Source organism: Streptomyces sp. S4.7, from assembly GCF_010384365.1.
GTDB lineage: Bacteria > Actinomycetota > Actinomycetes > Streptomycetales > Streptomycetaceae > Streptomyces.
In genome coordinates, this window is sequence record NZ_CP048397.1 from 1 (window position 1) to 14,280 (window position 14,280).

General features: G+C 68.7%; 10 protein-coding genes and 2 pseudogenes. 6 read left to right on the top strand and 6 right to left on the bottom strand.

The window, feature by feature from the left end; translation table 11 throughout:
• The first annotated feature begins 1,069 nt into the window (after nt 1-1,069).
• The 4 genes and pseudogenes from SSPS47_RS00005 (at nt 1,070) to SSPS47_RS00020 (ending at nt 6,247) form a co-directional block, all read left to right on the top strand.
• Nucleotides 1,070-2,127: pseudogene (locus tag SSPS47_RS00005) on the top strand (IS1380 family transposase).
• A 202-nt stretch (nt 2,128-2,329) separates the two neighbouring features.
• A protein-coding gene (locus tag SSPS47_RS00010) for an IS5 family transposase (RefSeq protein ID WP_239064695.1) occupies nt 2,330-3,138 on the top strand; the annotation gives its coding sequence in 2 pieces (ribosomal slippage) (nt 2,330-2,677 and nt 2,680-3,138; 807 coding nt in all).
• Between the two features lie 303 nt (nt 3,139-3,441).
• Nucleotides 3,442-5,268 (top strand): RNA-binding domain-containing protein, encoded by a 1,827-nt coding sequence (locus SSPS47_RS00015; protein WP_164254299.1) that lies wholly within the window; start codon nt 3,442-3,444, stop codon nt 5,266-5,268.
• Nucleotides 5,269-5,473: 205 nt separating this feature from the next.
• Complete coding sequence (locus tag SSPS47_RS00020) at nt 5,474-6,247, top strand: AAA family ATPase (protein ID WP_164247446.1); 774 nt, start codon at nt 5,474-5,476, stop codon at nt 6,245-6,247.
• A gap of 316 nt (nt 6,248-6,563) precedes the next feature.
• On the opposite strand, the gene SSPS47_RS00025 is transcribed toward SSPS47_RS00020, so the two are convergent.
• The 4 genes from SSPS47_RS00025 to SSPS47_RS00040 all read right to left on the bottom strand — a co-directional run bounded on the left by SSPS47_RS00025 (nt 6,564) and on the right by SSPS47_RS00040 (nt 11,681).
• Nucleotides 6,564-7,184, bottom strand: coding sequence for a hypothetical protein (locus SSPS47_RS00025; protein ID WP_164247448.1), 621 nt, complete (start codon nt 7,182-7,184; stop codon nt 6,564-6,566).
• Nucleotides 7,185-9,974, bottom strand: coding sequence for a DnaB-like helicase C-terminal domain-containing protein (locus SSPS47_RS00030; RefSeq protein ID WP_164247450.1), 2,790 nt, complete (start codon nt 9,972-9,974; stop codon nt 7,185-7,187). It lies immediately after the preceding gene.
• Nucleotides 9,975-10,525: 551 nt separating this feature from the next.
• On the bottom strand, nt 10,526-11,350 hold the full coding sequence (locus SSPS47_RS00035; RefSeq protein WP_164247452.1) for a helix-turn-helix domain-containing protein: 825 nt from the start codon (nt 11,348-11,350) through the stop codon (nt 10,526-10,528).
• A 58-nt stretch (nt 11,351-11,408) separates the two neighbouring features.
• A complete protein-coding gene (locus SSPS47_RS00040; RefSeq protein ID WP_147878444.1) occupies nt 11,409-11,681 on the bottom strand; it encodes a hypothetical protein in 273 nt (90 codons plus the stop codon).
• Nucleotides 11,682-11,863: 182 nt separating this feature from the next.
• On the opposite strand from SSPS47_RS00040, the gene SSPS47_RS00045 reads away from it, so the two are divergent.
• Entirely contained in the window at nt 11,864-12,100 is a 237-nt protein-coding gene (locus tag SSPS47_RS00045) for a SpoIIE family protein phosphatase (RefSeq protein ID WP_164247454.1), read from the top strand.
• A gap of 299 nt (nt 12,101-12,399) precedes the next feature.
• On the opposite strand, the pseudogene SSPS47_RS00050 reads toward SSPS47_RS00045, so the two are convergent.
• Both SSPS47_RS00050 and SSPS47_RS00055 read right to left on the bottom strand, forming a co-directional pair.
• Nucleotides 12,400-12,690: pseudogene (locus SSPS47_RS00050) on the bottom strand (HNH endonuclease); the annotation flags it as partial.
• Nucleotides 12,691-12,764: 74 nt separating this feature from the next.
• Entirely contained in the window at nt 12,765-13,277 is a 513-nt protein-coding gene (locus tag SSPS47_RS00055) for a hypothetical protein (RefSeq protein ID WP_164247456.1), read from the bottom strand.
• Between the two features lie 280 nt (nt 13,278-13,557).
• Between SSPS47_RS00055 and SSPS47_RS00060 the strand changes: the two genes are divergently transcribed.
• Nucleotides 13,558-14,262 carry a hypothetical protein gene (locus SSPS47_RS00060; RefSeq protein WP_164247458.1) on the top strand — a complete coding sequence of 235 codons (705 nt, stop codon included), beginning with the start codon at nt 13,558-13,560 and terminating at the stop codon, nt 14,260-14,262.
• Nucleotides 14,263-14,280 lie beyond the last annotated feature (18 nt).

Genomic DNA, 14,280 nt, shown 5'->3' on the forward strand with positions numbered 1-14,280 from the left:
CTCCTCCGGAGACATGACGCGCCGTCACTACGTGACGGAGCGTTGCACCGCTGCTCCGCAGCGGTTATGTAACGCCGCTCCGCGGCGTTACCCGGCTGACTAAAGGGGAGCGTCCGCAGTACCCTCGCCTCGCCAGGCGTTACATAATTAGGGGTGGGGGCAGTCGGCGCCCCAGAGATAAAAACGCAGGTCAAGGCAAGAAACATTCTCGGCTCAGCTGGTGGCGAGAGGGTGGAGCTGACTTGTGTTCAAGTGCGCCACCTCTCCTGCACATAATGTGTACCCATTGCGTAACGCCCTCAAGATCGATTGAGTAATTATGTAACGGCTACTCTTTGTGATGGGATTGGTGGTCTGGACCTCTTGTGAAATCTTTGATGCTTTAAAGAGGTGACAGGAAACCTCTCGGAGGGATTATGCAACTCGCCGAGAAGGCGGCATGCATTTCTGGTGCATTCATTGCGTTACATTTTTCTGTTTTCTGGTGGGGTGTTGGGGATTCTGTACCGATTCTCTCCGGGGTGGTGTTCTCCAAAGGGGTATTACGACGCAGAATGTCAGAACCTAATCCAGGCCTCGTTTTCCTTGTGCTCGGGTTTCTTTGGTCGGTTCTTGGGAGGTGTGTGGGGGAGCTGGTGGGAGGCCCGTATGACCTTTGTGTCTTCTGCCGGTCTCGTTGCCGTAGTACCGCCCAACGGTGCTTCAGTGCCTACGCCTGGGCGTAGCAGGAACGGTGTCGACGGCCGGGCGTTCGAGAAGCGGGACTTGGACCTGCTGACGGCGGCCCCGCATACTGCCCCGCCGGCTGCAGTAGTCGAGTGGGTCGACAGCCTCAGCGCTGACGAGTTCGAGGTCAGGGCCAGGCCGCAGCCGGATCGGGGCTGGACTTGCGCGCCGAGCTGGCTGCCTACGCTGCCCGGTCTCGCCCAGGGATGTGACGGGCTTAGCCTCGCGCTTTCACGAGGCGGGCTGTCCAAGAGTTGATCAGAAACACGGAAAGTGCCCTTGACCTGCAACGATAGGACTTGCTGAGGGTCCTGTTGGCTGCAAGGAAAAGAGCACTTTCCAGGTGAGAGAGCCTATCTCGTCGTACCCACGTGTCCGTGTCCAGGGAGACGGTCGGCAGGTGGTCTCGCAGGCCGGTGCGGTCCTGCTGCTGGAGACGGTCCGCAAGACGGGCCTTGACCAGGCGATATCCGCAGCTCTGGCTCCGTGGCGGAAGCGGCGGGCCGTCCACAATCGAAGAAGACCTACGGCCATCACCCGCTGACGGCCTTCGTCGACCACGGACCGGGCGGAACCGGAGAGCCCGTCGCCGCCCTCCTCCGACCGGGAAACGCGGGCTCCAACACCGCCGCCGACCACATCACCACCGCCCAACTCGCCCTGGCCCAACTACCCAAGCGCTACCGACGAGGACGGCAGACGCTGATCCGCACGGACTCCGCCGGCGGCACCCACGACTTCGTGTCCTGGCTCGCGAAGCGGGGCCGATGGCTGTCCTACTCGGTCGGCATGACGGTCACCGAAACGATCCACGAACACGTGCTGAAGGTCCCCGCCTCAGCCTGGACCCCGGCCGTCGAGGCCGACGGTGAGACCCGGGACGGGGCCTGGGTCGCCGAGCTCACCGGCAAGCTCCTGGACGGCTGGCCCCAGGGCATGCGGCTCATCGTCCGAAAGGAACGGCCCCATCCCGGCGCCCAGTTGAGGATCACGGACGCGGACGGCATGCGGATCACGTGCTTCGCGACCAACACCACCAGCCGGCCGATCGCCGAGCTCGAGCTGCGTCACCGGCTCCGGGCACGGGCCGAGGACCGGATCCGGGCCGCCCGGGCCACCGGCCTGCGCAACCTGCCCCTGCACGACACCGCCCAGAACCGGGTCTGGATGGAGATCGTCCAAATCGCGCTCGACCTGCTGGCCTGGATGCCCATGCTCGCCCTGACCGGCCGGACGAGGCTCTGGGAACCGCGTCGCTTGCGGTTCCGCCTGTTCTCCGCAGCCGGCCAGCTCGTCACCACCGGTCGGCGCAGGATTCTCCGCCTCGCCCGGCACTGGCCCTGGACCGGCGAGATCACCGCCGCCCTTGAACGGCTCGCGCTCCTGCCCAACCCCGGCTGACCAGCAACCCACCGTCCCTGCGACAGCATCACCCGCCCCGGGCAGTGGAACCCGGCGCCCACCCGACGCGACAGCCGGGCCACCGGCCCGCCCGGCATCAGCTCCGGAAAGCAAAAGGATCCACCGACTCCGTCGGCGGACCCTCAAGAAAGATCGAGGTTAGACGTCGTTTCCTTTGGCTGGGTGGGTCGTTGGGCAGTGTGTGACGAGTCTTGTTGTGCGGTTGGTGCCGGATGAGTTGTGGGTGTTGTTCCGTCGGGTGGTGCCGCCGACGGAGGTGATACGTCCGCAGGGTGGTGGCCGGGCTCGGGCGGGTGATCGTGAGGTTTTGGCGGCGATCTTGTTCGTGGCCACGTCGGGCTGTACGTGGCGGCAGTTGCCGCCGGTGTTCGGGCCGGCCTGGCCCACGGTCTACCGGCGGTTCGCGCAGTGGTCGCAAGCGCGGGTGTGGGCCCGGCTGCACCGTGTTGTCCTTGATGAGCTCGGTGCCCGCGGTGAGCTGGACTGGTCGCGTTGCGCGATTGATTCCGTCAGTGTCCGGGCGGCAAAAGGGGGTCACTGACGGGACCGAATCCGACCGACCGTGGCAAGGCGGGTTCGAAAATCCACCTGATCACCGACCGGAACGGTCTTCCGCTGTCGCTGGGAATTTCCGGCGCGAACACGCACGACAGCCAGGGCCTGGAGCCGCTCGTGCGCGGCATTCCGCCCATCCGCTCCCGGCGTGGCCCCCGCCGCCGGCGGCCCGGCAAACTGCATGCCGACAAGGGCTATGACTACAACCACCTGCGCCGATGGCTCCGCAGTCGCGGTATCACCCACCGCATCGCCCGCAAAGGTGTCGAGAGTTCACAGCGGCTCGGCCGCCACCGATGGGTCGTAGAACGGACCGTCTCGTGGCTGGCCGGCTGCCGACGCCTCCACCGCCGCTACGAACGCAAAGCCGAGCACTTCCTCGCCTTCGTCGGCATCGCAGCCACACTCATCTGCCACCGCCGCCTAACCAAATGAAACGACGTCTTAGGAAGCCGGGCTGGTGGTTGCCCGGGGTTCCGGTGCATCAGTCGCCTTGCGGCAAACCGATGCTCGTGTGTCTTGGCATGGTCGGTTCGTTGCGTGACAGTCGCCGCCTGGCCTGAACGGAGGCCAGGAGCTGCAGGGTGTGCGGGCGGACGTTGGTCTTCGTGCAGCCGGGCGCGGAGAACCATCAGAGCGAGCGGCCGGGGTGGGTGGCTGTTTGGTGTCCTCGGCCGTGCGGAGTTGGGGAATTCGATCGGCTGGGCAAGTTCTGGCCGGGATACTTTCGGGGTGTCGATGATGGATCTCGAAGCCGTCCGTGCTGCGCTGCGCGCGCAGAAGCCCGATCTGCTGCTGGAGCAGCCGGAGGGGCAGTGGCTGGACGCCAAGGCGGTTCCGTACGAGCCGCGTGAGCCGCGCGCTGTGGAGGAACTCGCCAAGGACGTCTGCGCCTTCGCCAACGGTGGCGGTGGTGTCCTCGTGCTGGGCATCGGCACGCGCGTGGTGGACGACGTGGAGATCCTCGACCAGATCATCCCGGTCCACCGCGCCTCGGTCGACCGCGACCAAATCCGCAAGCTGATCCGCGCGCACATCACCCCTGCTCCGCGCGGGGTCAGCGTGGAGTGGTCCGACGACCAGCAGGGCTGTCGCGTGCTCTACATCGACGTACCTGCGCAGCAGGCGGGCACCCTGTTCGTCGTCGCGGCACCGGTCGGCAAGCCTGGTGCGCCGCGCACGGACACGGTCGCGGTGCCCGTGCGCGAGGCCGACGGGACACACTGGCTCGCGCGCACCGAAATCCAGCGCCTGCTCTCCGCGGGTGTCGCCACCTCTGGTATGCCCACCGCCGAGACGCTGTCGAGGCTCCTGCGCGAAGCCGTCGCCCACTCCCCGTCGGGGCCGGCTGCTGTGCGCGTGGGGCAGGGCCTGCCCGCGTGGGAGCGGGAGATGCGGGAGGCGTACGAGGAACTGGCCGGTGCGGGTCTTGGGGCCCCGGTGGGTGAGGCGTACCGTCACGGGGCGGCTGCGCTGCAGGATCTGGGCCCTGCCCGGGACGGGGAGGCGGGGTGGGTGCTGTGCGTGGCTCCTCCGCACCCGCCGGTCGTGGTCGTCGCGCCTGTGTGGCAGGCGATCGTCACCGCAGGCCGCAGCAATGTCGGCGGGGATCCGCTGGCGGCGATCGGCTACCCCGTACCGCCGGGAGCGGGCGAGGGAGGGCGGGCGTGGGTGGTGGCCGCCGACGCCGTGCGGGTGGACCTGGACGGCGGCACGTGGGGCGCTGGCCGTCTGGTGCGCTCGCAGACGGATGGATGGCGGTGGGAGCCCGCTGTGCGCTTCAGCCTTGAGCAGACCCGGTCCGCACAATGGTGGACGAGCCAGGTGCCGCCGCCGCAGCTGCGCCTGCGCGCCCTGGTGACGCTTCCCTGGACCGACACCCCCGCTCTGGAGATCACCCGAACGCGGCGCCAGGACCTGGAGCAGCACCTGCCGCACAGTGCGCTGGCCGGTGCGGTGACCCTGCTGTCCCAGCGGCGCGGCGGCAGCCTTCCTGCGGCCCGGTGGAAGGCGGGCCCGCACGACAACTCGCTGCACGCCGCAAGCTATACGAGTGTGGTCACCGCCCCGGACAGGCGCCCGGCCGTGACGGCCGCCGCCATGATCACGCTCCCCGGTGTGATGGACTCTGCTGTCGTGTCCTGCGCAGACGTGCTGGTCGAGGACGCGGCGGCCTGGATGGCAGCGCTGGGCGGCCATCGGGGCGTACCGCTGGGCTTCGAGGAGGCCCAGGACGTCCTCTTCCACGCATGGGAGATGGCGGCTGAGCTGCTGCCTGCGGTCTTCGGCGTCCTGGCCCTTCGGCGGTGGGCGGCACCGCCCACGACCGAGCTGCGGCTGAGCGCCGAACGGTATGACGACGTCGATGTGGCTCCCGCTCTGTCGTCGTTCGTCGACTTCGAGCAGCTCGGTCCCGGCGGCCGCAGCTCCCGGCGGGAGATGGCAGTCACGATCACCGCCGAGCCCTCCATGCGGCGTGTCGAGCGCCAGGACGTAATGCGCCGCGCGGTGGTCCATATGGCGCAGGCTTTCGGTCACGTCCATGCGGAGGCGGGGCTGCTGTAGTGGGAGGGCGCGCGTCGGCCGGGGAAGCCGGCCGTGTGTGGTTGTCGTTGTCAGCTGCGGATGGTCGCCGCAGGGGCGGCGTTGCTGTGCTCGTCGTCCTGGCCAGCAGCGTCGCCTTTGGTGGGGGCGTGAGAATGTAAGGCATTGGTGCCCCGCGAGGCTCTGTTCGTGTGGGGGCGAGGCGGAGGATGGAGGCAGAGCGCGGGTGTATGTCACGAGGGTCCAGCTCAGGAACATCAAGGGCTTCACCGGTAGGCGGGCGGCCGATCTGATCTTGCCTGGGCGTAGCGGCTGGACGGTGCTTGCGGGTCGCAACAGTTCGGGCAAATCCACTGTGCTGCAGTCGATCGCCCTGGCACTGGGTGGACCGGCGGTCGCGCGGGCGCTGGTGTCGGACTTCACCGGCTGGATCTCGACGCGTGCCAAGAAGGGGGAGGTGGAGGTCCACGTCGTCAGCGACCCGGTGAACGATGGCTTTACGGGATCGGGCAACAAGCCTCAAGGTGAGATCTCTTTGGGCCTGCGGTGGACACACCCTGAGCCTGATCGTCATGCTCCTCGGCCTGTGATGGCACCGCTGGGTACCGGCAAGAGTGGCCCTCGCGGGCCGTGGGTGGAGAACCCGATCGGCTGGTTCTGTGCCGGATACGGGCCGTTCCGGCGGTTGACCGGCGGCTCCAGCGAAGGCGGGGCGCGGCGCGCTGAGTGCCCGCTCTTCCCATACGAGGTCGCCTTGTTCTGCACTGTCCTGCATTCCCCCGCGTCCTTGCTCCTGCTCGCGAGTGTCTTGTTCTTCTTCGTGCCGCCCTCCCTGTCCTGGTGGAGGGGTAAGGTGCGGGCCGGCTCCGAGTGGGTGCGGGCCCGTGTACGGGCCCGGGTCTGGTGGCTGCAGATGCGAGTGCGCGTCTGGCTGCTCAGCGGGCATCCGGGGTGCTCTCAGGAGGACGTCTGCGGAGACCGTGACACTGACAGGAACTGAGCCCGTTGCGTCCGGGGTGCGGTCCTCGCGCCCCGGGTAGCGTCTCGACTGACGGTCCGCACTGGGCGGACGACCTGCCGGGCCGGCACCGCTCCCGGCAGCCGGCCCGGACTCTCCAGCATGGAGGATTCATGTGAACCCAACGCGGCGCCGACCGAGGGCGCGTTGGTGGTGGTTGGCGTGAGAATGACATGGTCCTTCGTCACTCATGCCAGCAACGAGTGAGTGCAGTCCGTCAGCGTCAACGACCAAGTCACCGCGCCTGCGCCACTGACGCCCAGACGACGACGTTCAACTAGCACTCCCCCGCAGACCATCAGGCGCCGATGCCGATGTAGGAGACGTAGGTGTAGGCGCCCCAGTCGGAGTCGAGTTCGGCAATGACATCGTCCCAGAGGTCTCCCATGGCATCCAGATCGCTGGCGACGAGGGCGTCGACGGCGTCGTCCCAGATGTAGCGGACCTGCCGGTGCTGGCTCCTCAGGTTGGCGCGGCGGCGTGGCTCGTCGACGGTGGCCTGGTTGACGGGGTGGATCTCGATGCGGGTGCCGCGGCCGTTGCGGTTGAGGTGTTGCTTGAGGGCGCCGGGGTTGGTGAGCACGTTGTGGGCGCGCAGGTTCCAGTAGGCGGTGTCGATCGCTTCGAGGTTGGCTTGGCGTGGGCGCTGGGTGCCGCGGGTCCAGGCGCGAATGGTGGCGGGGGTGGCGCGGATGCCAGCGTCGGCCAGGGCTTGGGGGCCGCCTTTGGTGGTGGTGAGGTAGCGCATGCGGGCTTTCAGGCCGCGGCGGGTGTCGGCTGGGGATTTGATTCCGCCGTCGATGATCATGCGTTCGAGGGCGTCTTCGAGGGCGCGGGCGAGGGCGATTTTGCCGTGGACGTTTCCGGGGTCGCGGTCTGCGCCGTAGTTGCCGAAGTTTTTCCATCCGTCGGTCGACATCTATCGGGCGCTCTTCCTCGGCAAGGGGTATTGGTCTTTTTGTTTCATCTGGGTGGTGAGGCGGCCTTCGGTGAATACCGTGCGCCAGTCGCCGGCGACGTGGAGTTCGTCGGTGCCGCGGGCGCGGACGACGGTCAGGCCGTTGCTGTGGACGCGGTGGGATTTGTACCAGAGGTTGGCGAATGCCTGGGAGCGGATGATGTGCATCCAGTCGGGTCGGCGGATGTCGCGGTTGACGCTTGATTCTCCGATGGTGGAGGTGAATTTCGAGTACATGGATTTGATGTATTCGACGGTCACCGTGTCGTCGGCTTCGATGGCGTTTGCGCGGGCCTCGGTCAGGACCCGGCGGAATTTTTCCAGGAGGCCTTCGCTGGTGCCGGAGGTCCAGCATTCGGTGATGTGTGGGGCCTCGCACAGGCCGAGGCGGGCGCAGCGGATGAGGAGGCGGATGGTGGCGTCGTCGAGGAGGACGGGGCCGTCTTCTCGGCGGTTGCCGATGGGGTCGGGCAGGTGGGGGTGGTGCCAGGTGGGGCGGGTGGGGAGGCGGTAGATGCCGGAGCGTTTGGGGTCGAAGCCGCCGTAGGGGTCGTGGATCAGGGCGCCGATGGGCAGGTGGGTCTTGAAGGCGGACAGGAAGCTGGCGTTGGTGTCGAGGGCGTTGACGGTAATCGGGTGGTGGGTGCCGTTTTGGAGGGCGTCCATGAGGCGGGTGTTGGTCCAGTTGTGGCGGCCTTCCCAGATTTCGTCGGCGCCGTCCTTGGTTTTCTTTCGGAGGAATTCGAGGGTTTCCGGGTAGACGGTGTGTTCGTAATTTCCGCCGACGCGGGTTGCTTCGAACAGGGCCATTGCGTTCGGTACGGCCTTTTTTACCAGGGCTTCGGTTGCGGTCGTGATGTCACCGTCGTGGTCGTGGAGGGCTTCATCGACGGCGCGGGTGATCATGCCGGTGAAGTAGCTGTAGTCCCGGCTTGCGTAGCCGCCCTGGGGCGGGGCCAGGGGTGGAGCGCTGGTGCGGTGGCGCGATGGCCTGCGTGGAGCGGCGGTGTGGACTGTCGGGGCGGGCTCGGTGGGTGTGGGGGCTTGGGGATGCGCCTGCGGGGGCTGTGCGGGGGTGTGCGGGGTCACGGCCGGGGGTTGGGGTGGTGCCTGTGGCGCTGGGGTGGCCGGGTCGGTGATGCGGGCGTGGGCCAGGTCGGCGTGGAGAGTGAGGGTGGCCTGCGCGCCGAGGTCGCGTTCGGTGATGGTGGCGTGGATCTGGTCGGCGTCGCGGGTCAGGGTGATGGTGATATCGAGGCTGAGCGCGGCGATCAGCTGGGGGTCGTCAGTGTCGACGGCGGCGAGGACCGGAAGTTCGTGGGTGCGGGCCAGGTGTGCGAGCGCTTGGGCGGCGTCGGTGATCTGAGTCGGGCCGGAGAGCGGGAGCCGGGGATCTTCGGTGGTCTGCAGGCGGTCGACCACGACGAGGGCCAGGCCCGGCAGGTCCGGGACGCTTTCGGCGATCGCGCCGGTGGTCAGGTCGGTGCCGTCGTCGATGTACAGCGGAGCTTGGGCCAGGTGGTGGTGGAGGGCTGCGGTGTCGTCCTGCTCGGTGGGGGTGAGGCGGCTGGCTCGCAGGCGGCGGTAGTCGACCGGCAGGTGCGCGGCGACGATGCGGGCGGCGATGTCGGCGCGGGTGAGTCCGGAGGCGGCGTACAGGACGGGTTGGTGCTGGTCAAGGGCGCTGGTGCGTGCGGCGGCGGTGGCGATCAGGCTGGATCCGGCGCCTGGGGCGGCGGCAACGAGATAGAAGCGGCCGGGCTGGAGGCCGCCGAGGGCGTCGTCCAGGGTGCGGAGGCCCGTCGGCAGGCCCATCAGGGGTGTGGGCGTGGTGGTTTCACCGGTGGGGACGGTGGTGGGGAGGACGGTGTCGAGGGCCTGGGCGAGTGCGGCCAGACGTCGCGGGGTGCGCGGCGCAGTGATGGCTGGTGGGGCGCTGGCCGGGATGGTGGTCTCGTGACCGGCATCGGGCGTGACGGGAGTGGGGGCCGGCGGGCCCGACTGGGGCGGGGCCGAGGGGGGTACGGGGAGGGCGGTCGACGGTGTGGCCGGGTGCTGAAGTGTCGGAGTGCCGGGTGTGGGGGTGGCGGGGGTTGGAGTGGTAGCGGCTGGCGAGCCGGTGGGGGTGGTCGGGGTGGTGCCGGGTGAGGCGGGGGGCGTATGGGCAGGTGTAGACGTGTCTTGGGCTGCTGGCACCGGTTCCGGCTGTGGTTCTGAGGGCGTGGTGAGTGCAGCGGCCGCTTCGGCAGGGGTAGTTGGTAGCGCGGGTGCGAAGTCTCTGGCGGCTTCGGCTGCTGTGGTCTTCTGGACTGCCTGCTGGCCCTTAGCAGGTGGTGTGGAGTCCGGGGCTGCTGTGTCGGGTGCGGGCTCGGCTTGAGGTGCGGGCGGGGTGGGGGTGCCGTCCGCGTCTGCGGGGAGCAGTACAGCGACGGGGGTCCTGTGGCGGCACAGCACCTGGGGGTGGCCCTCCGCTCCGTGCTGGATCAGGTCCCCGAGCTTCTTGCGGGTGTCCGCGAAGCTGTGGGTGAGGGCTTCGGTGAGGTCCCAGCCCAGTTCGGTTGCGTGGGCGGGAGTGGTGAGCAGTGCATGGTGCGGGCCGCGCGTCAGGGGTGTGGGGTGCCCTTCGATGGCGGCGTTGATCAGCTGCTTGAGTGTGCTGCGAGCCTCGTGCAGCGTCGCTGGGCCGGTGCGCGCCAGGGCGTGTGGTGTTTCCTCGTCAGAGGCGGTGGAGGCTGTTCCCGGCTTGGTCAACGGGTCCTCAACTGACTCGAGTTGACTGTCCTCGCCGTGTCGGCGCGCGGCGTCTTCGGAGGCTGTCTTGGCCGCTGCGGACGGGGTGGAAGATGTCGGGAAACTCAGGGGCCAGTTGCCCGCCCAGCGCGGAGCCTGGTCGGACGGCTCCGTCGAGGCTGCAGGCGGGGCAGCGTGGGCGGGGTTGTCCGGCACGGCAGCGCCGGAAGACGCCTCACCGGTGTGGGATGAACGCGAGGAGGACACCCGGGGACTCCAAGAGCAGAAGCGGCAAGCGGGTTGTGAGGGGAAGGTCGGACAAGTCGGCTCGGCAGCGGCCGTCAGCAGGAGCGGAACGCCCACGCCGTAAAAAATGTAACGCTACCGCCTAGTCTAGCTGGCGGTACATAAAATTGGTCAGAATTATGTAACGCCGGGGTGGGAGTCGCGGGTGATCACGCCCGATCCTGCCCGGGAGGATCGGTGGCGATGGGCGGAAGACGGTAGGCCGGTAGAGCTGTCAGGCGTGATCGACAACCTGTCCCGTGGGGTGGCGCGCTCTGCCAAGGCATTCAGCTGAGCTCGGAAGGCGGCCTGCTCAGCGGCCCGTGTTTGCCTTTGGCCTCGTCCTCCGGTTCGTCGTAGTCCTCGTACGTCTCGTCCGGATGGATCTGCCCGGTACGGCGCTTGATCTCCTCGTCGCGCTCGCGGCGTTCGAGGTACTCCTGCACGGCCGGGTCGGCGTCCGCGCACGCGTACCCTCTGCCTCGCCAGGTCGGCTCGGGCGGTCGCCGGCGGTCCTCGATGCGGTCGAGGACCACGTGCCACCGGGCGGCGTCCGCCACGCTCACGTCGAAGGCTTTCAGGAGCACGGACAGCTGCTCTCGGCTGGGCAGGACCTTCCCGTTGAGGATCAGGTGGGCTGTCGAACGCGGTACACGGTGCCCGTCGGCCTTGGTCGCCTTCTCAATGGCGCAGTAAGAGGGCCGGCCGGCCCGCAGGCGCAGCCGAGTCAGTTCCTGGCCCAGGGAGGCGGGGGTGCGGACCTGCCGGGTCCGTCGGCCGCAGCCGGCCAGGTGTGGGCGGGCCTTCTCGATCGCAGCTGCCTTCCACAGGCTCAGGGCTGTTGCTTCCCGCCGCTGCGTGGAGTGGTTGCCGGGGTCACCGGCAGCGCGGGCATAGGCGAGGACGGTCTCGAACGGGGGCAGGTGGGTGCCGCGGGCGACCTGGCTGAGGGTGGAGGCTCCGCGGTACCCGGGCGCGTTCGGTGGGCCGGTGCGCTCGGACAGGGTGGCGTAGGTGGTACGGGTCTCGTCCTTGAGCTGGCGCAGGTAGGCGGCCAGGGCCCGCAGCCGAGGGCTGGCGCCGACGGCGACAGGTTTGGTGGGGCGGCCCATCGTCACCGGTTGTGACGCGGGTACCCGGGGCTCCGTACCCGCGTCACCACGAAAGGGTTCAGCCGGAGGGGGTCAGCCTCTTGGCGGTACTGCAGTGAACAGTCTTCTGATGCCGCCACAGCTGCACCACCGCCAGCCCGAGCAGCACGGTGAACACCACCACCAGCACGGCGGCGATCTCCGACTGCTGACCGCTGCCTTCCCTGCCCGACTGCAGGACCAAGCCCAGCACGGACAGCATCATCCCGACCAGGTACACCGAACGGACACGGCGCAGCTGCCGCACCGCACGGGGAGCAAGGGCAACACGCACACGCTTCATCGAGGCCATATCCGCCCGATACCCCCACCCGCCCGGAACAGACATCGAACGTTCCCGGCCGAAAGAGCGTTCACAGCCCTTACTTCGCCCCTTCACTGCTCGCAAGGGCTGCGCTCATGTCGTCAACACGGCGTTGGGACGGGGCCGCTGAGGATGCGGGGCCTCGCGCCGGGCACCGGCGGCCCGCAATCGTGCGACTTCCCGCCTGCACCGTCCTGCTGTGCGTCACGGACGGAGTGGCGGAGGCCCGGAACGCGGTCAGGGCCCCTTCTACGACCCTGCCGAAGCTGAGGCCGGTCCCGGGCAGAGACCCAGAGAGGCTGATCGACACCCTCTTCTCGTCGGCCGGCCGCTGGATCAGAAGCGAGCGCGACGACGACATGGCGGTAGTGGCCTTCGCACACCTCGGCGTCGGCGGCCAGGGGTGATGCGAACGAGTGCGTACCAGCTGAGCAGCGAACCGCTGGGGACGCAAGACGCGTTGGGCAGGGCATTGACCGTGTGCCGCGATGGCGGGGTCAGAGCGCCTGTGGGGCCACCTCCAGTGTCACCCCTGTGAGACGGGAGTCCGGGGTGCCGGGAGTCCGGGGTGCCGGGAGTCCGGGGTGCCGGGAGTCCGGGGTGCCGGGAGTCCGGGGTGCCGGGAGTCCGGGGTGCCGGGAGTCCGCGCCCGCGCGGGCGCGGACTCCCGGCGCCCCGGCACCCCGCCCAGTCCCCTCGGCTCGCCTTACGGTGCGGGGGTGTAGACGACGGCGGTGTTCTCGCACGGCCCGTCGGAGAGGACCTTCAGCGCCTCCAGTTCGCGCTTGTCGACGTTCAGGTTCCAGCGGAGCTTGGTGGCGACCCACTCCCCCACGTAGCGGCACTGCTGCCCGGCAGCCGGCGGCAGCCAGTCGGCCGGGTCCTTGTCGGACTTCTGCCGGTTGGTGCGCGCGGTCACCGCGACCAGCGAGGTGTCCGCGTCCTGGTCGTTGGCGTACGCCTCACGGCGCTGCGCGGTCCACGCGGAGGCGCCAGTTGGCGGGGAGCGTCATTCCAACTGTGCTGTATTCGAAACTGCGGTGGTCTCGGCGAGGGTGTCAGGGGCGAGCGCTAGGGTGCGTGGCCGTGGACGTCACTGATCTTGACTACCGGGCCCGGACGCGGTCCGGCTGCATCCCGCCGGAGCTGGTCTCGCGGCTGCTCGAACGCGGCCACGTCGACGTGGCCGAGGTGCAGGCCGGTCGCGGAGAGTGGTTCTGCGCGTTGGCGCGGGCGCGGTTGCTGGGTGAGCAGGGCCGACAGGCCGACGCGTTGGAGGTACTCGCCCCGTACCTGGCAACCGGCTGGTGGACGGCCGTCGTAGCTGCGGCCGAGCTGCTGGAGGGCTGGGGCCGTGTCGACGAGGCGATCGAGATCACCCGGGTCCGTATGGAGGCCGGGCATCCGATGGCGCTGGAGTCCTACACGCGCCTCCTCGCCCGACACGGTCGCGCCGAGGAGGCGTTCACCCTGCTGCGCCCGCACCTCGGCGAGCCATCTCTCGCCGAGGCTCTGGTCGATGTCGCAGGTCCCGCCGGACGCGACGAGGAAGCCGCCGCACTGCTCACCACCCGGACCGAGCACCAGTGCTCCGACTTCCCGTGGTGCTGCCGAGGCCTCGATCGCGACACGGCAATCGGGCTGCTCGCAACGGTCCGCGAGCGTCAGGGCCGCACCGACGAGGCGATCACCCTGCTGCGCACCGGCAGCACCACGATACTCAACAACTGTGAGCAACTGGCCGCACTGCTGGCACGGCACGGCCGGCTCGACGAGCTTCGGGCAACTGCGGCAACTGATAACTCGAGGTACGCCGTGCAACGGCTTGCGAGGCTGCTGGAGGAGCGCGGCGAGACTACGGGAGTTGGAGTCGGCAACCTCCGCCCTGGCGTTCACGAAGCTGACGCGCCCCGTGGACCTGCAGTGGGTCCTCGACGAGGACTCCGCCCTGGCATGGTCCGGCAGTCAGGACCCCTTGCTGGAAGTCCATGTCCTGCCGCTGGACTTTCACGGCTACTCGGCCCGAGAACTCGAACAGCTCAACACCTCGCTGCCCAACCGGATCCGCACCTCCGGAAAGGTCGGGCACGATGTCGCTCTCACCCCGTCGAAGTTCGCCGCACACGCGGCTGTGAGCATCCCCGCACGCCGCCCGCAGTCCTGGAACGAACCCCCGCAGGGCGAGCTCGCGGAGGTCCGCCTCTACAAGAGCGGACAGCTCACCGTCCGGGCCTCACTCCCCCGGGACGGGCTCGGCGCGATCCTGGATCCGATCGCGCTGCCCGAACAGCTCACCGAGCTGCTGCAGTTCGCCGGTGCGCTGAACATCGTCCAGCACGAGCGCATCGTTGTGGCGACCGCCGTATCCAAGACGTCGATGGTCAGCCTCGGCACCTTCGACCCACACCGGGAACGGCAAAGGGTCAGGCTCGCACCCCAGTCAGGCTTCACACTGCGCACCGACCCCGACGAGACCGTCACCCTCACCGCGCTGAGCACCGGCGCCCAGGAGGTCGCCACCTCCCTGGCGCGCCTACTCATCTCCCAGCACCCGCACTGGGCCGGATAGAACCTGCTTCGGCAGCAC